This window comes from Candidatus Protochlamydia amoebophila UWE25 (assembly GCF_000011565.2).
GTDB lineage: Bacteria > Chlamydiota > Chlamydiia > Chlamydiales > Parachlamydiaceae > Protochlamydia > Protochlamydia amoebophila.
Genome location: NC_005861.2, coordinates 1,551,800 through 1,573,283 on the forward strand (window position 1 = coordinate 1,551,800; position 21,484 = coordinate 1,573,283).

The 21,484-nt window shown below is 35.4% G+C and carries 13 protein-coding genes and 3 pseudogenes; 6 read left to right on the top strand and 10 right to left on the bottom strand.

Annotated elements, in window-relative coordinates:
* Window positions 1–729 precede the first annotated feature (729 nt).
* The gene (locus tag PC_RS09975; protein ID WP_011175827.1) at window positions 730–2,925 is read left to right on the top strand and encodes a leucine-rich repeat domain-containing protein; all 2,196 of its coding nucleotides are present in this window, start codon (window positions 730–732) and stop codon (window positions 2,923–2,925) included.
* Window positions 2,926–3,179: 254 nt separating this feature from the next.
* Here PC_RS09975 and PC_RS10550 read toward each other — a convergent pair.
* Window positions 3,180–3,668: pseudogene (locus PC_RS10550) on the bottom strand (IS630 family transposase); the annotation flags it as partial.
* Between the two features lie 59 nt (window positions 3,669–3,727).
* On the bottom strand, window positions 3,728–4,030 hold the full coding sequence (locus PC_RS11290; protein ID WP_011175829.1) for an IS630 transposase-related protein: 303 nt from the start codon (window positions 4,028–4,030) through the stop codon (window positions 3,728–3,730).
* Window positions 4,031–4,347: 317 nt separating this feature from the next.
* Between PC_RS11290 and PC_RS11980 the strand changes: the two are divergent.
* Window positions 4,348–5,042, top strand: a pseudogene (locus tag PC_RS11980) (transposase).
* A 158-nt stretch (window positions 5,043–5,200) separates the two neighbouring features.
* Here the strand turns inward: PC_RS11980 and PC_RS11745 are convergent.
* From PC_RS11745 to PC_RS11310, 3 genes and pseudogenes are all read right to left on the bottom strand, one after another.
* Window positions 5,201–8,449 carry a BTB/POZ domain-containing protein gene (locus PC_RS11745; protein WP_011175831.1) on the bottom strand — a complete coding sequence of 1,083 codons (3,249 nt, stop codon included), beginning with the start codon at window positions 8,447–8,449 and terminating at the stop codon, window positions 5,201–5,203.
* A 323-nt stretch (window positions 8,450–8,772) separates the two neighbouring features.
* A pseudogene (locus PC_RS10560) lies at window positions 8,773–8,868 on the bottom strand (transposase); the annotation flags it as partial.
* Window positions 8,869–9,894: 1,026 nt separating this feature from the next.
* A complete protein-coding gene (locus PC_RS11310; protein WP_181679076.1) occupies window positions 9,895–10,050 on the bottom strand; it encodes a hypothetical protein in 156 nt (51 codons plus the stop codon).
* Window positions 10,051–10,153: 103 nt separating this feature from the next.
* Here PC_RS11310 and PC_RS06190 point away from each other — a divergent pair, with 103 nt between their 5' ends.
* Together PC_RS06190 and PC_RS06195 are read left to right on the top strand one after the other, a co-directional pair.
* Complete coding sequence (locus PC_RS06190; RefSeq protein WP_011175834.1) at window positions 10,154–10,831, top strand: tRNA (guanine(46)-N(7))-methyltransferase TrmB; 678 nt, start codon at window positions 10,154–10,156, stop codon at window positions 10,829–10,831.
* 15 nt (window positions 10,832–10,846) lie between these two features.
* Window positions 10,847–12,022: a hypothetical protein gene (locus PC_RS06195; protein WP_044045070.1), complete on the top strand. Its 1,176-nt coding sequence runs from the start codon at window positions 10,847–10,849 to the stop codon at window positions 12,020–12,022.
* 226 nt (window positions 12,023–12,248) lie between these two features.
* On the opposite strand, the gene PC_RS06200 is transcribed toward PC_RS06195, so the two are convergent.
* A complete protein-coding gene (locus tag PC_RS06200; protein ID WP_011175837.1) occupies window positions 12,249–13,238 on the bottom strand; it encodes a dipeptidase in 990 nt (329 codons plus the stop codon).
* A gap of 170 nt (window positions 13,239–13,408) precedes the next feature.
* Between PC_RS06200 and PC_RS06205 the strand changes: the two genes are divergently transcribed.
* The gene (locus PC_RS06205; protein ID WP_011175838.1) at window positions 13,409–14,851 is read left to right on the top strand and encodes a dipeptidase; all 1,443 of its coding nucleotides are present in this window, start codon (window positions 13,409–13,411) and stop codon (window positions 14,849–14,851) included.
* A gap of 15 nt (window positions 14,852–14,866) precedes the next feature.
* Here PC_RS06205 and PC_RS06210 read toward each other — a convergent pair whose 3' ends face one another.
* From PC_RS06210 to PC_RS06225, 4 genes are all read right to left on the bottom strand, one after another.
* On the bottom strand, window positions 14,867–15,730 hold the full coding sequence (locus tag PC_RS06210) for a hypothetical protein (protein ID WP_011175839.1): 864 nt from the start codon (window positions 15,728–15,730) through the stop codon (window positions 14,867–14,869).
* Between the two features lie 203 nt (window positions 15,731–15,933).
* Window positions 15,934–17,388 (bottom strand): DegQ family serine endoprotease, encoded by a 1,455-nt coding sequence (locus tag PC_RS06215; protein WP_011175840.1) that lies wholly within the window; start codon window positions 17,386–17,388, stop codon window positions 15,934–15,936.
* 134 nt (window positions 17,389–17,522) lie between these two features.
* On the bottom strand, window positions 17,523–19,292 hold the full coding sequence (locus PC_RS06220) for a hypothetical protein (protein WP_039359593.1): 1,770 nt from the start codon (window positions 19,290–19,292) through the stop codon (window positions 17,523–17,525).
* Between the two features lie 217 nt (window positions 19,293–19,509).
* The gene (locus PC_RS06225) at window positions 19,510–20,499 is read right to left on the bottom strand and encodes a patatin-like phospholipase family protein (protein WP_011175842.1); all 990 of its coding nucleotides are present in this window, start codon (window positions 20,497–20,499) and stop codon (window positions 19,510–19,512) included.
* Window positions 20,500–20,881: 382 nt separating this feature from the next.
* On the opposite strand from PC_RS06225, the gene PC_RS06230 reads away from it, so the two are divergent.
* Window positions 20,882–21,481 (top strand): hypothetical protein, encoded by a 600-nt coding sequence (locus PC_RS06230; protein WP_011175844.1) that lies wholly within the window; start codon window positions 20,882–20,884, stop codon window positions 21,479–21,481.
* The last annotated feature ends 3 nt before the right edge of the window (window positions 21,482–21,484 follow it).

A 21,484-nucleotide genomic window follows, 5' to 3' on the forward strand; every position in this document is an offset into this window, starting at 1 on the left:
TTTTTCATCGCAACAACTCTAACAAAGCCAGAAGGATCTTGGATGTATTGAGAAAAATGTCTTTACCTCTGTTACTTTATTAATTTTTTGAAAGTTACAAAGAAGCGCTCGATTATCTTTTATGAATTGTATAAAGAGAAACATAAAAGTAACTTTTGGGTTTGTCTGTCTAAAGCGATAGCCTCATTTAATCCATAAGTTGATATTATTTATTTCTTCTTGTTGCGCTTTCTTTTGATTTTCAAGTTCAGCTTTTTCCTTGCGTAAATCTTCTCATGTCTATTTAAGCCAGCACTTTCATTGATAAGTATAGATTCAACAAACCTGTGTTGTATGTTTCTCGATAACAAAACGAAGCAATAATATCAGAACCAACTTTTGAGCAAGAAAATTTTTTCTTCGATCACGCTTTCCTGGGTTACTTTACCGCACTGATTAATTATCATCAATTTTAAGAAATTCAACCTACCTATATTGCTCTTACAAAAACACTTCCTCTACAATTAATCTGAAGCAAGCTTGGGTAATGTTTCCTATTAAAGTTTAAAGATTTTGTTTTTAAACTTTATCAGATTCTAATTATTCTTTAAGAATTTTCAATTGATAAAGATATTTTCTATTTAACTACATATTTCATTTCATTACTATTGCAATGATATTTATTTATATATTATATTATTCAAAAATCTATATAATTTAAGAATTATTTAACTAATTTGGAAGGCAATTTTGAATATTCATAATCCAAGTGTTAAACCTAGTAATCTCCTCGTTAACGCAGATACCCATTCTTATTTTCGATCGAACAATTATTTAAAATTTTCTGAACGAATTGGTTTGCTATGTAAAACAATTTTTCAGGGCTTCCTCAACTTATTCTTTAATTATCTCGAAAAAGAGCAGCTTCAGTCTCAATGGAGAGAAATTTCTGGGGGACGAAAAGAAATTACGATTCCCAAATTTATCGCAAGTCGCCTCGCATCATCTGATATATCTTTAACAAGTTCGAGTCAAATTCTATGTGATGCCCCTCCTTTTTCAATAAGAACCCCCACTCAGGAAACTATTGATAAATTTGAGGATGAAAACGAGCTTTTATTAAATTCTTTAGCTAATCCAGAAGAATTAAATGTTTTAAAGAACACTTCCCCAAAAAAAATAAAATCATCCACAACTCCACAATCTTCGGATCTTTTCTCTTCATCCCAGGAATTTAAACTGAGATTTCAGGATGAAACTTCGCTAAACATCTCGTATTCTCAACTAGCTTTGTTAAGGGAAAAATCGCCCTATTTTAAAAGTCTTTGGTCGGGAAATTTTCGAGAAACCCTTCAAAATCCTCTTGCTTTAACGCAAACAGAGTTTACTCATCTGCTCGATTGCCTGGAATATTCTATTTCTTTTGTTCCTTTGGAAGATATCCTTTCTTTCATTCAACTAGCCGATTATTATCAACTGTCAGAAGCTGGGAAAAAATTAGAAAAACAGCTGATTGAGGCGTATAAATCCCAAAAATTGGAACCGTTTAACTCTACCACAGATAGTTTAGTGGAATTAAAAGCACTTTTAAATTTTGCGCAGCAATACCAATTAAATACTTTAAAAAATTATTTAGAACTTATAGTTGTGAGTTCTTTATTAAACCAAGCTTCTCATGTAACTGAATTTGAAAAAATTTTAAAGCACTTCTCAAATGAAATAGAAAGGCTCAATTTTTCAAAGAATGCCTCTTTGACTGATGCCCATCTGTTAGCGTTAAAAAATTGTAAAAATTTAAAAGCACTACATCTCCAGGAATGCTACAAACTCACTGACACTGGTTTAGTATATTTGGCGCCTTTAGTGTCTTTACAATATTTGAATTTGTTCGATTGTATAAAGCTTACCGACGCTGGCTTAGCGCATTTGACACCTTTGGTGGCTTTAAGGCATTTAAATCTGATGGGATGTAATAAGCTTACGAATGCAGGATTAATGCATTTGCGACCTTTAATGGCTTTGCAACATTTAGATCTGAGTTGTTGTAGAAATCTTACTGACGCTGGATTAGCGCATTTGGCACCTTTAGTCGCTTTGCAGCATTTATGTCTAAGTGAATGCACTAATCTCACTGGTGCTGGGTTAGCTCATTTGAAACCTTTGGTAAATTTGCAGCATTTGAATTTGAATAGCTGCTATAAACTCACGGATGCTGGATTGGCGCATTTAACGCCTTTAATGGCTTTGCAGCATTTAGACCTAAGTTGTTGTAGAAATCTTACTGACGCTGGATTAGCCCATTTGCGACCTTTAGTGGCTTTGCAGCATTTAGACTTGAACTGTTGTAAAAATTTTACGGATGCTGGATTAACGCATTTGACACCTTTAGTGGCTTTACAGCATTTAAACCTAAGTTGTTGTAGAAATCTTACTGACGCTGGATTAGCGTATTTGATGCCTTTAGTGGCTTTATCGCATTTAAATTTGGCTGGATGCCATAATTTCACGGATGCTGGATTGGCGCATTTGGCACCTTTAGTGGCTTTGCAGCATCTAAATTTGGGTGATTGCTATAGACTCACGAATGCTGGATTAGAGCATTTAACGCCTTTAGTGGCTTTGCAGCATTTGGATCTAAGTGAGTGCGAAAAGCTCACGGATGCTGGATTAACGCATTTGGTGCCCTTAGTGGCTTTAACGCATTTGGATTTGAGTGAATGCGATAAGCTCACGGATGCTGGATTAGCCCATTTGACACCTTTGGAGGCCTTGCAGCATTTAAATTTGAATTGGTGCGATAAGCTTACCGACGCTGGATTGGCGCATTTAACACCTTTACTGGCTTTGCAAGATTTGTATTTGGGCTATTGCAAAAATTTCACCGAAGTTGGATTGGCGCATTTTAAATCCTCAGTAGCTCCACTCCATTTAAAAATTATTCGTTAAAGTAACTCTTAATGGCGTTAAATACAGAAATATTATAGGTTTTTTTTAATTAAATTTTCTCTAGCTCTTTCGCAAATTGATTTCGTTTTTTTCCTCTCTTTTATTGTAGTACAAGGCCTTTTTTTAAAGTAATATTAAGCCTTTTACAAGCATAAAAACTGCTTGTCAAGTGGAAGAAAATTCTATAACAATCTCTCTTAGATATCTATCTAGATGTCCTTGACATATATAGTTAATTGAATTTAATTGTGCACTTATGTGCATATTTGACAAAAAGAATAATCAATGGCTTTTGCAAGGTTTGATAATTTGTTTAAACTTAACCGAACTAATTGTTTAAAATTTGCCCAGAAAACTTCAATTGGATTTAAATCAGGTGAATAGGAGGGAAGAAATAAAATTTTACATCCGGCTTGTTCAAGTAGATATTTGGTTTTTTTAGACTTGTGAAAAGTAGCATTATCCATAATAATCACTTGTCCAGTTTTAAGCTCTGGAATTAATATTTTTTCTAACCATGTATTAAACAAGATAGTATGACACGTTCCTGTATAGCAAAAAGGAGCAAAAATTTTAGATTGGCATTTAGCTGCTATAAAGCTTTCTCTTGCAAAACGATGGCCAGATACTGCTGAATAAACTTTCTCTCCTCTAAAAGCTCGCCCACTATGACGTTGTAGACACTCATTGATTCCACTTTCATCAAGATAAACACGATCTTCTTCTGCTATCTTTTCTAATTCTTTTTTAAACTCCTCACGTTTTTTCTCATCTCTTTCTTTGTAAAATAAGGCCTTTTTTTTTAAGTGATTTTAAGCCTTTTACAAGCATAGAATATAGAGGAAGGATCTACATTAAATTCTTTCGCTATCTCTTTCAAATAACTATCAGGATATTTTTTAATATAGCTCTTTAGTTGGTCATTATCAATTTTAATTGGGTGTCTTTTTCTTGGTTTATCTTCTAAACATCCATTTCTTTGGCGTTTCAGCCAGTTAAACACTGTTCTTAACGCTATACCGAAAACTTGTCTGACTTCTTCTGCAGAATGTCCAGTTTCTAAATAGTTGAGTGCTTTTTGTCTTAAATCTTTGGAATATGCCATAATTTTTTAACTCAAACTATATCTAGATGCACTATTAAATTCAATTAACTATATTTTGAGTTTACCGTTATCTATTTTACTTGGATTTGAACTCCTTGTCTTAAGGGTTAGGTTCTGTTATTTCTATCTACGGCACCGTTTGCTAATGTACGCATAGTCACTCCGAAAATTTTTCTGGTTTTAGACCACGTTCCACCATTTTCAATTTATCTTAGGGCTTTTTTTCTTAAATCAAGTGAGTAACTCACCTTACGCAGAAATTAGTCGAAAAAGTCATTCGATGGATTTAAATTTTCCTTTTCGTAATGGAGGAAAATATGTCTGATGAACTTCTTGATATTTATACAGAGTATTTGATCAGACAAAATCAAGTATGCAATAGCTATAGGGCTTTCAGCACTTTTAGATAACCAAATCAGTCATGATAAAAGCACAAGATTTTTAAACAATCATCAATTCAATTCAAAAGTTTAATGGCAATACCTCAAACTTAAAATCCGTCAGAATGAAGAAGAAAAAGAAGGAATTCTGATTATTGATGATTCAATAGAAAAGGCCTTATATAGATGAAATAAAGAAAATGTTCATTACATTTGCATCCAAGAATAGAGAAAAAAGGATTATTTGCTTAAGGATTATTCCTTTCCTGTCTCATTCATGGACTTAAGATCTTCAAAAGCGAAGACAGCTCTGTAGGCATCCTATATCTTGTGGCAAATGATCTAGACAACAGTGCTGACGATAACTATAAAGTCTACAAAAAAAGATGGCGAATAGAAAAATATTTCAAATCGATCAAGCAAAATGCAAGCCTTGAAAAATCATCAACTAAAGTGATACGCTCACAAAAACATCTTATTTTCGCATCTATTATCGCTTATTGCAAGCTAAAATGCTTCGACTTAAAACTTCACTTGGTCATTTCGCGCTAAAATACAAGTTATGTGTTAAGGCTAATCAAATGGCTTTTCAATCGTGGAAATTTCTAAGAGAAAAAGCTACGCTTACGTAATGTGAGTAAGGCATTTTTGCAGCATACGCATATGCAATTGAAAAATTAAATTACTATATAAGTCCAAAATTCAGGTTATTAGTCTACAGAATTGCGACACTGAGAGCTCTATAATTTTATTAACTTTTCCAAAGCAAATAATATTTTTTTAGTCAACGTCATTGAAAACGTTTGCACCACTTCAGATTTAAATGAAGTGAAGCTACTGAGGATTTAAAATGCGCCAATCCAACTTCGGTGAAATTTTCGCAAGAGTACAAATACAAATCTTGCAAAGCCAGTAAAGGCGTTAAATGCCTCAATCCAGCGTCAGTAAGATGATTGCACCAACTCAGATCTAAATGCTGCAAGGCCACTAAAGGTGTCAAATGCGCCAATCCAGCATCCGTGAGTTTTTTGCACGAACTCAGATCTAAATGCTGTAAAACCACTAAAGGTGTCAAATGCGCTAATCCAGCATCCGTGAAATTGCTACAATAGCTCAGATCCAAATTCTGCAAAGCCACTAAAGGTCTCAAATGGGCTAATCCAGCATCAGTGAGTTTCCAGCATAGGTTCAGATTTAAATGCTGCAAAGCCACTAAGGGAGTTAAATGTGCCAATCCAGCATCTGTGAAATTATGGCACCACCTCAGATTCAAATGCGTTAAAGCCACTAAAGGTCTCAAATGCGCTAATCCAGCATCCGTGAAATTGCTACAACAGCTCAGATCTAAATGCTGTAAAGTCACTAAAGGTGTCAAATGCGTTAGTCCAGCATCCGTGAAATTGCTACAATAGCTCAGATCCAAATATTTTAAAGCCACCAAAGGTGTCAAATGGGCTAATCCGGCGTCAGTAAGATTTCTGCACCACCTCAGATTCAAATGCGTTAAAGCCACTAAAGGTCTCAAATGCGCTAATCCAGCATCCGTGAAATTGCTACAATAGCTCAGATCTAAATGCTGTAAAGTCACTAAAGATGTCAAATGCGCTAATCCAGCATCGGTGAGATTGGGACATTCTTGGAGATGTAGTGCTTTTAAATTTTTACAATTTTTTAACGCTAACAGATGGGCATCAGTCAAAAAGATGTTCTTTGAAAAATTGAGTTCTTCTATCTCATTTGAAAAATACTTTAAAACTTTTTCAAATTCGGTTAACTGAGAGGTCTGGTTTAATAAGGAATCCACCAAATAGCTTTTTAAAACATTTAATCGATACTGCTGCGCAAAATTTAAAAGTGCTTTTAATTCCACTAAACTATCTTCGCTGGAGTTAAACGGTTCCAATTTTTGGGATTTATACGCCTCAATCAGCTGTTTTTCTAATTTTTTCTCAACTTCTGACAGTTGATAATAATCGGCTAGTTGAATGAAAGAAAGGATATCTTCCAAAGGAACAAAAGGAAAAGAATATTTCAGGCAATCGAGCAAATGAGTAAACTCTGTTTGCGTCAAAGTGAGAGGATCTTGAAGGGTTTCTCGAAAATTTCCTGACCAAAGACTTTTAAAATAGGGCGATTTTTCCCTTAACAAAGCTAGTTGAGAATACGATATATTTAGTGAAGTTTCATCCTGAAATCTCAGTTTAAATTCCTGGGATGAAGGGAAAAGATCCGAAGATTGTGGAGTTGTGGATGATTTTATTTTCTTTGAGGAAGTGTCCTCTGAAGCATTTAATTCTTCTGGGTTAGTTAAAGGATTTAATAAAAGTTTGTTTTCATCCTCAAGATTATCCATAGTTTCCTGAGTGAGCGTTCTTCTAAGTTCCTGAGGTGAAGAGAAAAAGCCTAAAGGTTGTGTGGAGGACTCAATTTCTTTTGGGGAAGGGTCCTTTAAAGCATTTAATGCTTCTGGGTTAGCTAAAGAATTTAATAAAAGCTTGTTTTCATCCTCAAGATTATCAATAGTTTCCTGAGCGCGCGCTCTTCTAAGTTCCTGGGATGAAGGGAAAAGATCCGAAGATTGTGGAGTTGTGGATGATTTTATTTTCTTTGAGGAAGTGTCCTCTGAAGCATTTAATGCTTCTGGGTTAGTTAAAGGATTTAATAAAAGTTTGTTTTCATCCTCAAGATTATCAATAGTTTCCTGAGTGAGCGTTCTTCTAAGTTCCTGAGGTGAAGAGAAACAAACTGAAGGTTGTGTGGAGGACTCAATTTCCTTTGGGGAAGTGCCTTTTAAAGCATTTAATGCTTCTAGGTTAGTTAAAGGATTTAATAAAAGCTTGTTTTCATCCTCAAGATTATCAATAGTTTCCTGAGTACGCGCTCTTCTAAGTTCCTGAGGTGAAGAGAAACAAACTGAGGGTTGTGTGGAGGACTCAATTTCCTTTGGGGAAGGGTCCTCCAAAGCATTTAATGCTTCTAGGTTAGTTAAAAGATTTAATAAAAGTTTGTTTTCATCCTCAAGATTATCAATAGTTTCCTGAGTACGCGCTCTTCTAAGTTCCCGGGGTGAAGAGAAACAAACTGAAGGTTGTGGGGAGGACTCAATTTTCTTTGGGAAAGGGTCCTCTAAAGCATTTAATGCTTCTGGGTTAGCTAAAGAATTTAATAAAAGCTTGTTTTCATCCTCAAGATTATCAATAGTTTCCTGAGTACGCGCTCTTCTAAGTTTCCGGGGTGAAGAGAAACAAACTGAAGGTTGTGGGGATGATTCAATTTTCTTTGGGAAAGGGTCCTCTAAAGCATTTAATGCTTCTAGGTTAGTTAAAAGATTTAATAAAAGCTTGTTTTCATCCTCAAGTTTATCAATAGTTTCCTGAGTGAGCGTTCTTCTATGTTCCTGAGGTGAAGAGAAAAAACCTGAAGGTTGTGGGGATGATTCAATTTTCTTTGGGAAAGGGTCCTCTAAAGCATTTAATGCTTCTAGGTTAGTTAAAAGATTTAATAAAAGCTTGTTTTCATCCTCAAGTTTATCAATAGTTTCCTGAGTGAGCGTTCTTCTATGTTCCTGAGGTGAAGAGAAAAAACCTGAAGGTTGTGTGGAGGACTCAATTTCCTTTGGGGAAGTGCCTTTTAAAGCATTTAATTCTTCTAGGTTAGTTAAGGGACTTAATAAAGGCCTATTTTCATCCTCAAGATCATCCATAGTTTCCTGAGTGCGCGTTCTTGTTGAAAAAAGAGGGGCATCACATAGAGTTTGACTCGAACTTGTTAACGATATATCAGATGATGCGAGGCGGCTTGCAATAAATTTGGGAATCGTAATTTCTTTTTGCCCCCAAAAAATTTCTCTCCATTGAGACTGAAGCTGTTCTTTTTCGAGATAATTAAAGAATAAGTTGAGGAAGCTCTGGAAAATTGTTTTACACAGCAAACCAATTCGTTCAGAAAATTTTAAATAATTGTTCGATCGAAAATAAGAATGGGTATCTGCGTTAACGAGGAGATTACTAGGATTAACTCTTGGATTATGAATATTCAAAATTACCTTCCAAATTAGTTAAATAATTTTTAAATTATCTATATATATTTTTGAAAATTATAATATATAAATAAATATCATGGCAATAGTAATGAAATAAAATATATATTTAAATAAATAGAAAATATTTTTATCAATTAAAAATTATTAGATTTTAAATTCAAAAAATCTTTAAACTTTGTTATAAAGTTTGCTTAAATTTGTTAACGTGGAATTTTAGTTTTTATGCAGCCATTCACAGTAGACAAAGTTGTTCTGCTAAGCTCACTAACGACTTTTTTAAGATGACGTGTACGAGTGGCAACCTCGACTCATATTAATTAAAAATTCCTGGTGTTTCTCCAGCGTGTCTGTTTAATTTGAAAAATATTTTTTAATAGATCATTTGCCGTTTCAATGATAGCTCGCTTTCTAAGAAGGTTTTATCTGTCAACTTCCTTACTTCCTACTTCTTATTCGATTTTATAGTTGTCAATATTTAAAAAAATTCTCTTTGCAAGTTCTGCCGAAATATCCTTCCTAACCAAATAGCTTTCCAAAAATTCTTTTCGGGTGCATTTTAAATCCTCAGTAGCTCCACTCCATTTAAATCGTATTGTTGCAAATGCTCTCAATGACGTTGGCTAAAGAAATATTATTTGCTTTGAAAAAGTTAATAAAATTACCAAGTTTTTAATGCTGAGGGATGAGTAAGACGCATGCCTATTCTTAGTGAGCAAAGTAGATTTCTATTTCGCTAGATTAGAAACTATGAGGTAAGGTAATTCAAAAAAAAGCTTTTGTATGATTAAAGATGTGGTTAAAGAATTAATTAAATCTTATTTTGAAAAAGAACTTAGCATTGATTTTGATATAAGTATTAATGAATATCAAAAAGAAATGACTTTGTTGCACAATAGCTTTTACAGGAACTTATATTGTTATAGCTCTATATTCTTTTTTGTTTTTGAAACCTTAAGTAGTCTTTTCAACTCATTTACCCTTAAGCATTTCTTGTTTAGTCATTTTATTCAGCACAAAGTATTTACACACAATTTCCATTTGTTTATTTACCTAGCCATTTAAGCATCTTTTTTCCTAATTACGCATCTCTAGAGCTGTTTTTTTGTTAAGACACAGCGCACTTCTTTCTGAGTTTCCTATACCTATGTGCAATTTTCTCACATCTTACGTGTAGTTTTTACCGCAGACTTTCAAACCCATTGAATCAAAAATAACACCTTTCGCTTCTTTTTTAATTAAACAATCGACCCTTTTGTGAAGGGTCTTCTCCCTACGAGAAACCTGACTCTAACTAGAAACTAGCCAATCAACTCCTATCACTGAAAATATCGACTTTACAAATCTTTTCAGGCTTCTTGGCATTAATTTACCCCTTTCCCCCTCTAACCAAAAGCAATAAAATCGCATCATCTGAGTATGTTTGTGGTCTACCTACCAAACCACTACACGATAAAGAAAGCCACTTTTTCCAAAGATGCCTCTTCAAACCAAATAGTTATGTTCTTCTTTTGAATCAATGCTTTGTCAAACTCAGACCAACCCATGCTTTTTTTTATCTTTCCTACTATCCATTTTATTTCAAGCCAATTGCGCAACATGGCCCCATGTGAAATTGTGAAAATAAATAGTCAATCCTTCGGTTGGTTTGAAATTGCCTTTTCTATATAATTATTTCATTCAATTGCAAAATTATCAGTTTATATGAAGCCAAAAGATTTAAAATCACCATTTAAATGGGAACATCGTCAAATCGTTATTCAAGATCGAGTTTGGTATGTTCCGGATCAGCACTTATCGGACATCCCTTTTATCTTTCCAGGTTGGACGCATGACCAAACATTTGCTCAAGACAAACCTATCTACTTAGAGTATTGCAGCGGAAATGGTGCATGGATTGCTTCTAAAGCCATTGAACAGTCGCAATATAACTGGGTTGGTATTGAAAAAAAATTTGATCGAACGCGTAAAATTTGGTCCAAGATTAAGAAATTTGAACTTGATAATCTCTTAACAATTTGTGGAGAAGGGTTTCATGTTACCCGAGATTTTTTTGCTAATGAAAGTGTGGATGCCGTTTTTATTAATTTTCCAGATCCATGGCCCAAAAAAAGACATGCTAAACACCGCATTGTTCAACCAGCTTTTGTCAAAGAAATTCATCGTATCTTAAAAAGTGATAAACTCTTTACTCTAGTCACAGACGATGCTGCATATTCAAAAATCATGATTGATGTCATTTATCAAACCGGCGGTTTCATATCACTCTTTGAAGCTCCTTATTATACGACTTCTTATCCAGGTTATGGATCTTCTTACTTTGAAGAGCTTTGGAGAGAAAAAGGAAAATCGATTCATTACCACGTTTTTCGAAAAATTTAACCCTAACAGATTCTCATGCAAGTCTCAAACAATGATTTTGAAGAACAGCCTGATCCATGTGAATTACAATGGAATCGCCCTTTTTATACTTTAAAAAATGAGCTCTTTATTCCTGTTGTCCTTGAAGAATCAATGATTCTTCCAGCTGGTTTTAATACGAAGACAATTTACTTAGACGGGCGATTAAAAGCTGATTTGAAATGGAAAGGAGCTCGCGAAGAAGCCTTAAAAGCCATTGAAGCTGGGGCCTATTTATTCTGGGATATCAATATTGGCTTAATGGATGATCTTCCTTTTGCTCTGATTAACCAAACACAATATCTGTCTCTTTCTTTATCGCTTGAGCACTTTAGAGATTCTCTTTGGAAAGAATTTAAACATAAAACCATTGGAATTTCACTTTACAAAGGTTCTGCTGACTTTAGTTTAAAATTTCCTTGGGACGCGCATCAAATTGAAAATTTAAAAGAGTGGATTGCTCATCTTTTTAAAGATGAAATCCAACTAAAAGAAGAAACCGGTGTGAGCGTTTCCTCATTGGCTCACCTAACTGTAGCGGATTTCTGCCAAACCGAGCAAGGGCAACAACTCATTCGCCTTTTTTGCCGTGATGTTTCAATGGAATACATCTCACTTCTTATTTCTCGTTTACCTGACACTTTACCCGCTTATCTTTTTTTAGATGTCACTCATTTTGCAAACCATCCCCTTTATCAAATGCAGCTTCTTCACCCTGCCAGATTTGAACAATTCAACCTAGCGCTAAAAGGATTTACGCTCCCCTTTTTTGCTTGGGGTTGGCAATCACAAGCCACCTCTCTCGGCTACAGTGGCATTCACCCGCTTCCGATTCCTCCCAATAATGTTGCCAGCATCGGCATTTGCATTCCCCCGCTATTCATTTCACGTCCCAGCCAATTTAAAGGTTTAGAGCAAGCGCTTAAAGATCTTCTTGCACAAGCCATTCCTTTCAGACTCATCGCAGAGGAACATTTAATTACAGGCTGGGATGGTTTAGATTATTTAATTTACACCCCTACTGGTTTGAGTGGACAAGGGAAAAGGAAACTGCAAGGCTTTTGTGCAGCCGGAGGTACCGCCATTTCAACATCAGATCTCATCGGATTGGATTACGAAATCACCTACGAAACATTTATGGCTGCTCCTTCACCTAAAAGCGAAGGCTTCTAAAACTACTTATAAGCCATCTAATCCGAGGACAAAATATTTTGTGCGGCCATTATAATTCCTGAATGCTTTATATTCACATCCTGAGCAGCCATGCATTCTTTCAGCAAGGAACTTTTCTTGCCTATGCCCACACTTACATTGATAGATGGAAAAACCACTGAAATTTATTCTAAAAACAATTGGCTTGAACAAACCTTGAAGCAACTTACTTTAAATCCTTAATCGCTCAAAGTGACAAATGCGAAGCAAGAAAACGGGTAACATTTTGATAAGCCCATTTGTCGATTTGTTGATCACTCAATTTGAGTTGTTTTTTCACAAATTCTAGCAGAATTGGGTAAGTGGAGGCATCTCCAAATTGTGAGAAAAAAGTTTTCTCTCTGTTTTGGTAGGTTGAAGTAAAATCTTCTTCGTAGAAAAAATCTGTGCCTAAACAAATACCATCCTCTCCACCGAGTTCGAGCCAAAATGCAAGATGCTCGAGGATCGATTCTTCTCTCTCTCCGAGAAAGGGAGCATACAAATTTAATCCAATGAGCCCGTTTCTCTTAAAAATCTCTTTGGCAATATCAGTAGGTAAATTGCGAGGGACATATTGCAAAGTTCGTGCATTAGAATGGCTAGCGATTAAAGGAAGGGTTAACGACTGTTGATCGATGTAATCGATAATTTCATACGCAAGGGCATCGGAGGTATGGCTCAAATCAATCGCAATTTGTTTTTGATCGAGTTCTTTTAATAATAATTTCCCCTCTTCTTTCAAGCCAATTTGGGTGAGTGCTCCTCCTCCAAAGCGGTTTTCCCTATTCCAAGTCAAACTGATATAAAAAGGTTTCGCAATCGTTTCGATGAAATTATTTAAACGCGCCATCCCTACTTTTAAGGGTTCTTGTTCTCCGCAAAAACCAGAGGCATTTTCAAAAGCAATCAATACAGAAAGTGGAGCTGCTTCCTCGATTGTAGACACGAAACGTTGGTAAGGTTGCATGTTTAAAGGAAAATCTCTCAATAATTGTTGATAAATTTTCAATTGAGAAAGTCCTTTTTTGACAGACGAAGAATCTGTTTCAGTGAAAATCGCTAAAGTTTGCCATTTGACAAACCCTGCTTTCAATTGAGAGAGTGAACAACGAACAGCTGGATCATGCGGCGTTCTTTTAACGTCTTGCTCTAAATATGAAAGAAGATCGCAATGTAAATCAGCGATAAATGTCATAGCCTTATCCTTAGTTTGATCGAAAAGAGAGCATACCAAAGATTTGAAATAAACTGACGCGATAAATCTGCGTTTATGGTTCTTCTCTTGGAAAACTACAGATTATTTTTTCTATTTTACTTAATTGATTGCGGAGCCTACTATGTGAGGCAAATTTAAAAAGGGGAAATATGGGTCCTTCTTTACCAAGCTGTCTAGCAGAAATTAAATACTTGATCGAGCAAAATCGAGAAGAATGGCTAAAAGAGTATTATACTTTTTTAAGTTTTCCCAGTATTAGTTCTGAAACTCACTTTCAAGTCTCTCTATTAAACTGTGCAAACTGGGTTGTCGATTATTTAAAAACACTAGGTTTTGAGGTAGAGCTTTGGCCGACTGAACAAGATGGCCCCCCAGTTATTTACGCCACACACTTAAAGGCAGGTGCCGACAAACCCACCCTTCTCATTTATAATCACTACGATGTACAACCTGCCGATCCCCTAAATGAATGGAAAACAGATCCTTTTCAACCAAGCTTAAGAGACGGAAGTGTTTATGCTCGAGGAGCCCAAGATAATAAAGGACAGTGTTTTTATGTTCTTCAAGCCTTAAAATTTTATTTAAAACAATATTCTCGATTACCGATTAACATCAAACTTTGTATTGAGGGAGAAGAGGAAATTGGTAGTGCAGGATTATCTCGATTATTACCAACCAAAGCAGAAGCTTTAAAGGCTGATTATTTAGCCGTTGTCGATTTAGGACTTAGGGACTCTCAAGTCCCTGCCGTGACATTAGGCATTCGGGGTATTCTCACAATGGATGTCGAAGTACAAGGTTCAGATAATGATTTACATTCTGGCTCCCATGGGGGAATCGCCATCAATCCTATTCATGCGCTTGTAGCCATGCTCGCTTCATTAAGAGATGCTTCAGGAAAAATTACTGTTAATGGATTTTATGATGATGTTGAAGAGATGAGCTTGGAAGAGCGTTCATCGGTTTCTTTTTATTTTGATTTAGCTGACTATCAAAAGCTAACAGGGGCCTATCCTGGTGGAGGAGAAAAAGATAAAACAGCTTTAGAAAGAGCCTGGGCAAGACCTACTTTAGAAATTAATGGGATTAATGGCGGATATACAGGCAAAGGATTTAAAACAGTGATTCCTGCGAAAGCCTCAGCTAAAATATCTTGCCGATTAGTTTCTCAACAAGATCCAAAAAAAATTGGAAGACTCATCGAGCACCATCTTAACGAAGCCGCTCCCCAAGGGATTCAAGTAAGAATTACTATACATCAAGGGCAAGGAAGGGCCATTCGAGTTAGTCCAAAATCGCAACTGGTCGCATCGTTTTCAGAGGCTTTTCAGGAAGTTTTTGGTGTGCCTTGTGAATTCATTTTTGAAGGAGCCTCAATCCCTATTGTTCCTGAACTTGGAATGGCTTGTGGAGGAGAAGTTATTTTAATTGGATTGGGACTCACAACAGATCTTATTCATGCTCCGAATGAACATTTTGGGTTGGATCGGTTAGAAAAAGGGATCCTGATCATAGCTAGAGCGATTGAATTATTAGCGCAACATCCCAAAGACAAACGCTTAGAAAAATGCTCTAAGAGTTTGTCTTTATAAATCTAACCAAAAAAATTAGGCGGCTTGATCTACTACAAATTGGTATTTACTAAGAGAATTGAGATCTTCTTCAATTTCACGCCCCATGTTTGCTTCTAACTTACTAGAGTAGTGATAACCGAGCTTGTACAGGCTAAAAAAACTAGCTCCTATCCCTGCCACAAGGCCAGCTCCCATCAATGCATTTGAAGCAACAAGACCACCAGCGATCCCCAGAGCTCCTGCAGCTAAAAATGTAATAATAAGCACTTGTTTATGCAAGCGATTAGTTTTTTGGTGATCCAAAATCACATGTGTCTTACTAATAATTTTATCCACAGCGTTTACATAGTCAGTTCCTTGGTATTGATAAATGTAAACATTTTTATTAGTATTCCACTGCGCCTCTAATTGATTCAATTCAGTATGGCTTGCCTCAGCTGCTTCATTTTCACCCATCATTTTCCCAAATAAATAAGTAGAAATACCTCCTACAACTAGACCCAAAACAACGGCCAATACCTGTTTGTTATTTTCCTTTTCTTCAGCTGTTTTCTCAGCAGAATGGTGGTGATGTTCAGTACGGTTGAGACTATACTCATGGCGAGAAAAATCGATAAAAACAGGGGCAGGCGATATAGGAGAGGGGCAGAATGCAGTTTGTTGCGTTTGCTCTGTTGTTGTAGAAAGAACAGAATTGGCTACTTTGCGAATTTTGGAAAATAACTGAGTAGTCGCAGTATGCATCGTATTCGTCAATGAAGGAATAGGGGGTGCAGAAGGCTGTGGTGAGTAATAACTATACGATTGATTTTGTGATTCTGGGTTATAAGGATAATTACGATATAGTGGCGGATAAAGTGAGCTACTTGTTGGTTGGTGTCCGTCAACTGAATACATACTAGAACTCCTATTTGGTTATGATGAGTTCTATTTTAAATTTTTCGTTTAAATAGAAAATAAATAATTTATAAAGATTTTATCTGAAATTCTATTCTATCATTGCGATAGAAGCTAGGCGAATAATAAGGCAAAAGCAAAAAATGGGACTTAAACGCTGATCATAAAAAGTTTTTGATTTTCATGATCAGCACTTAGATGAACTATTCAGAGCGAAGCGAAACGAATAGATAAGCATTTCCTTGTTTTACTTGCAAAAGAATTGGCTTATCTGCAGAACTATTTTTTAAAGCGTTATTAAATTGCTCTACATTTTCGATTTTTTGATGATTAATGCCAAGAATAATGGCTCCTTTTTTTAACCCAGCAAAGTTAGCAACTGAGCCTGGATACACCTTTGTAATCATCACCCCTTGTTCATCTGATTTCATTTCGGAAGGGATATTTGCGACTTCAATTCCGAGCTGACTTTTGTGAGAAGATGCTGCTGCGACAGTTTCTTCAGTAAAATCACCAATAGTAAGAGAAAGGTCAATCTGTTTTTCTTTTCTCAAAATTGTCAAATTCACTTTTGTACCAGGTTTCATCCGATAAATCGCGTTACGTAAACTAGCCGCGCTCTCAATCGAACGACCATTTAGTTTTAAAATAATATCCTCTACCTGAATTCCAGCTTTTTCAGCAGGAGAATTTTTAACAATATTTGTGACTAATGCTCCTTCTACTTTATCTAAACCAAAAGATTGAGCCAGATTATAATCAATTGACTGTAAAGAAACGCCCAAAAATCCTCTAGAGACTTTTCCTTGAGATAAAATTTCATCCATCACATGTTTAGCCATATTACTTGGGATTGCAAAACCAATTCCGATGTAACCTGCTGATGCATTAGTCGCAATTGCTGTATTAATCCCTACAATTTCTCCATTTAATGTGAGCAAAGGACCGCCTGAATTTCCTCGATTGATAGAAGCATCCGTTTGAATAAAGTCTTCATAGCGAGCAATATCTAAATTATTGCGACTTTTTGCACTCACGACACCAACAGTTAAGGTCGCTTGCAAGCCAAAAGGATTTCCAACTGCGGCAACCCATTGTCCAACTTCTAAATCGTCTGAATTACCAAGTGTCAAATATGGAAGATCTTTTGCGTCAATTTTAATGAGCGCTAAATCACTACTAGGATCTTCTCCTAACAGTTTCGCTGCAAGTTCTCTTCCATCATGAAGCTGCACAGCAATTGTTGTCATGTCATGAACGACATGGCTATTTGTTAAAATATACCCTTCTGGACTCACAATCACACCCGTTGCTTGACCCGATAACAATTGTTGACGAGAATCTCTCTTTGGCAATCCAAAAAAGTTCCAAAAATCCCCATTTTCTCCAAAATAATCTTCTAAAGAATTTTCATCCCCAAACAAAGGTCCTTTTTTTTGTCCTTTAACCTTAATAGAGACGACGGCAGGAATCGCTTTCTTTGCGACGCCTCTAAAATCAACGACGGTCTCCTTTCCGGGCAAACGTTTGATATCTTCAGTTCGATTCTGTTCCTGAGTTGCCGCCTCTATTAAATTTGGGTTCGTAAAAGAAGAGCCTATTAAGGCAGCTCCTGTGGCAAGTAAACACAATTTGGTAAATATTGATAGTTGTTTCATATGAAGAGCACTCCTCTAATGATTTTTTATGTTTTTTTTACTACGTTTTTTTGGAAATGTCAAGAGGAAGAAAAGAGTTAAAAGGAAGGAATATATAAATTTAAAACTTAGCAAGGATAAGGTTGAAGTTTTTCTCATTGTATTTCTGAAAGATGTGTTTGTTCTGAATATTCATCTAATATAAATTCACTTAGCTGCCATTCACCTGGAAAAGAGTTAAATTTAGTATTTTTTATTTTTTCCAAATGATTTAAAACAGACATTATTATGTCCATATGCTCTTTTAGAATAGGCCTTTTTGTAATGACGACTGCAGGTCCGTTAACAATTCCTAAAAATTTGCTATGAAATTCTAAGTTTGTGTATTTTCCAAGGCGATAATAGTCAGCAGCAAGTATACAACCCATCATGACCCCTGTTCGATCAATTCCTTCAGCACAATGTCCGTCAGCACAATGATTGATCACAATAGTACTTTCTCTTTCAATAGACGGATCTTCAAGCGCGAATACCATTTTTTCTTGAAGATGTGCATAAAAAAGACCAAAAAAGGCATGTTGTTCTTCCTGATTAATTTTAGAAAAATTTTGGAAATAAGTTGTTAAAATATATTCAATTAAGTTTGTCAGTAAATTCTCGCAGTTTCCTAATTTTTGAGGGAAAACAAAAAATTTTGGATCAAGCATTTTTGCCAATAACCGGTATATAAATAGATGAATAGACATAGGAGCTGGAGAGAAAATATCGTTCATATTATCAACTGGTAAAACCACGATAGAGAGAACATCACCATATTCTTCTTGGGCTTCATAAATTTTTTTTATCCAAAGCGGTTCATTAGAGCCTATTTTTTCTATTGGGTCCAAATGAACGAATTGCACTACTTGCTGTTTTTTTGCCCTACAGTCACTAAGAAATGCTAAGTATTCCAGCGACAATTTTCCTTTCGCAATTGGTGCACAAGTACGTATGCGAATAAACTCTTTTTGCTGCCCACTTTTCGTGAATATTTGTCTACCCCATCTCCATGGACTGTTAGCTAAGCTGAAAGGATAAAAAAGATCTATAAGTCTATTGAAAATTGGTCCTAATGCAGAATACAAAGCAGCTTGAGACACTTTTATTTTCGTCGATAATAATAAGTGTGATTGAAGTATTTTATCAATTTTTGTGTTCCATTTGCCACCTCTATCACCTAAATCAATAACAAGATCTTTCAGATTTTTTAAAATGTTGACCTTTGTAAACCAATTTCCACAAATCAAATGCAGGGATTCTCTAACACGTTGGATCGAATCGTTTTCAATTTCACCGGAATTTGATAATTGAGATATTTTTGTTAAAAGTGCTCTAAGAGCGACGCCAAAACTGTGATAATTATCATGTGAAGAGCAACTAGGTTCTAATTGATTTATTGCCATCATCAACTGATTAAGAGAAGGAAAAAAATCTTCAGGAAGCTTTGCTATTAGAGCATCCTCCAACAAATTATCAAATCCCTCTTCTCCATGTTTTTTGATTTGACTTAAAAGATTATCATAATATTTTAATTTCCAGTTAATTATAAAGCCATCTGTTACGCCAATAACGGGCGCTACAGCAGCAGTTGTAGCTGCTGCACAGCTTACAGTATCAGCTGTAACCTCAGTACGCATTGTGGAAGCACATTCTAAAGAGTCTTCGGTTCTTTTCCTTTTTAGACTTGTATCCAGTTTCTGCACTGAATCTAGATCTTTTCTTTTTTTCTCAATACGTGCTTGCCCATCCATCTCTTCCTTTTTTCTTTTAAAGAAACTTTGTATCTTTTCATCAAGTTTATTTAATTCTTCAACGTGCTGACATCCGTTTACAAGTTGTTGTAGACTTTCAAGGATTTGTGAAGAGGATGAGCTTGATATATCCATACACAATACCTATGTCGTTATATGATATAACTTTGAACTTTAAAATTTATATTTTAAATCAAAGATGCATACATAGTAATTTCGTTTTAAATTTAATTATTTTTCCTGGTTTAAATAAAGTAATATACATCATGCCACCTTTCTAGTAAACAAAAGCTATTAAACTATAAACTTGAAATCATCTAAAATGACTATTAAATTATTTGGATGTCAAATTTTATTCAGGAGTCAAGACATCGGTATTTTCTACCTCGATGGTTAAACAATTATTTAAAGAATGATTCAAACAAGGCCCTTCTTCGCTTTTCCATAAACCTTTTTGGGATAAAAGTTCGATAATTTGAGGAATTGCTTCTCTAGCGGCTTTTCTTCCACCTTCGTATACAAGTTCATTTTTGTGATCATCAAATAAACCAACCTCACCAAGTTCAGGGCGGATCACTACGTCGGCATCTTTTACACAACTTTCACTTTGCAATAAAAATTTGATCTCAGCCGAACGAGCAGCTATTCCAAACAAGTTTGTCGGGCATGTTTTGGGAAGTAATTCACTTAAATCTACCGCAACGACAACTTGCGCCAGATTCTTTTTTGCCATACAGACTGGTACAGGATCTGCGACTCCACCATCGACCAATAATCGATCGTGTAGATAAACAGGAGAAAATACAAAGGGAACAGCAGCAGATGCATGAACAGCAGGAATAAGAGGGCCTGAATTTAAACAAATCACTTCTCCCTCGATTAAATCAGTGGCAGCGCAGCAGAGAGGAATATACAATTCTTCAAAATATTTGGCACGAAGGTTTTTCTTTAAAAATTGCCTCAAAGATCTTCCCTGAACAAATCCATAACGGCATTGCCAAAAACTCACATCTAAAATATCCCATTTTTTCAAAGGACGCAAAATTTTTTTGAGATAACTAGCTTTTGGGCAATCTGCATAAAGTGCTCCAACAATACTTCCCGCACTACAACCAACAATTAAATCAATAGGAATGCCTGCTTGTTCAAACTCTTCTAAAACGCCAACATGAGCCATTCCTCGCGCCCCACCTCCACCTAAAACAAGGGCTAATCTGACTTCATGACAAGGAGGACAATCGGGAATAGGTTTTGGATTATCAGGAAGATGATATTTGGTTTCGCAACCGTATAATAATAAGCTTATTAAATAGATAAAAAAGCAATGATTGGATAATCTCAATCGATTCTTTATTTTTACAAATAGACATAAACTTATTGTCATAAATGATAGACCGTCTAATAAAAGCATTAATTGGAATAAGAGAGTTATGTTAGCACTAAAGACACTTAAAAAGTTACTTTTGTGTATCTTTCGTCATTTAACATATGCAAGCCTTTTCTTAATACAAATTCTTTTTATTCAACAAATTTTTAGAAGATTTTTTTACTCCTAAAGAGTTAAAATCTAAATAACTGAAAATGAGAGATAAAGAATTTATTTGAGTTTACAAAGACGCAGAAAAAATCTTAAAATGTTTTTTTATTATAAAATCGATAAGTCAATAAGGGAAAAACTTAGACGTTGATTTAAAGGCATTTTAACATTTAAGGTAGAGTTTGCCATGAATAGCTTGAAAATCCAAATGAGTGGACTAATGATATTAGTTTCCCATTTATTAGGAGTTACTATGTTACAAGCAGCAGATACTCATCCTCCCAGGCAGTGGATAGCAACTTTAGACAGTGTTGATCAAATGAAAGCGTCGTTTCCTCATCGCGCTATCGAAATGACCTTTGACATCCCCTTTAAAAATACCCCATCTAAAGGACATTTGCATATTTTTACAAGTGCAACACAAACAGGAGTGTTTCTTTTAAGTGCTTTGACATTGCCTTTTATTAATGAAAAAATATTAAATGAAAAAAATTACAAAACAGCATTTGAAACATACCTCGTTCCCCATGTTTTTTATTCTCCCCAACAATTTCAGCGCCATCAAACGTTTTCTTGCTCTCATTCTCTATTTAAAGGGAGAAAAGCCCTCTTATTTCAATATTCTTACTATGATAAGCAAAAAAAACTGTTAAAGGGGTTATCAACTGTTAGAGGAAATACTTTATATATGCTTTTTTATTTGACTCCCCAAATGCAATTCAATGAAACCGACTTCCAGTATTTTATCGAGTCATTTGATTTATGGAATAAAAAAACTCTCTTCTAAGCC

Coding starts and splice junctions, on each gene's coding strand:
- PC_RS06190 (WP_011175834.1), top strand. CDS start 10,154: ATGAAGCCAAAAGATTTAAAATCACCATTTAAATGGGAACATCGTCAA.
- PC_RS06230 (WP_011175844.1), top strand. CDS start 20,882: ATGAATAGCTTGAAAATCCAAATGAGTGGACTAATGATATTAGTTTCC.
- PC_RS06215 (WP_011175840.1), bottom strand. CDS start 17,388: ATGAAACAACTATCAATATTTACCAAATTGTGTTTACTTGCCACAGGA.
- PC_RS06220 (WP_039359593.1), bottom strand. CDS start 19,292: ATGGATATATCAAGCTCATCCTCTTCACAAATCCTTGAAAGTCTACAA.
- PC_RS06205 (WP_011175838.1), top strand. CDS start 13,409: ATGGGTCCTTCTTTACCAAGCTGTCTAGCAGAAATTAAATACTTGATC.
- PC_RS11310 (WP_181679076.1), bottom strand. CDS start 10,050: ATGTTGCGCAATTGGCTTGAAATAAAATGGATAGTAGGAAAGATAAAA.
- PC_RS06200 (WP_011175837.1), bottom strand. CDS start 13,238: ATGACATTTATCGCTGATTTACATTGCGATCTTCTTTCATATTTAGAG.
- PC_RS06195 (WP_044045070.1), top strand. CDS start 10,847: ATGCAAGTCTCAAACAATGATTTTGAAGAACAGCCTGATCCATGTGAA.
- PC_RS11290 (WP_011175829.1), bottom strand. CDS start 4,030: ATGGCATATTCCAAAGATTTAAGACAAAAAGCACTCAACTATTTAGAA.
- PC_RS06210 (WP_011175839.1), bottom strand. CDS start 15,730: ATGTATTCAGTTGACGGACACCAACCAACAAGTAGCTCACTTTATCCG.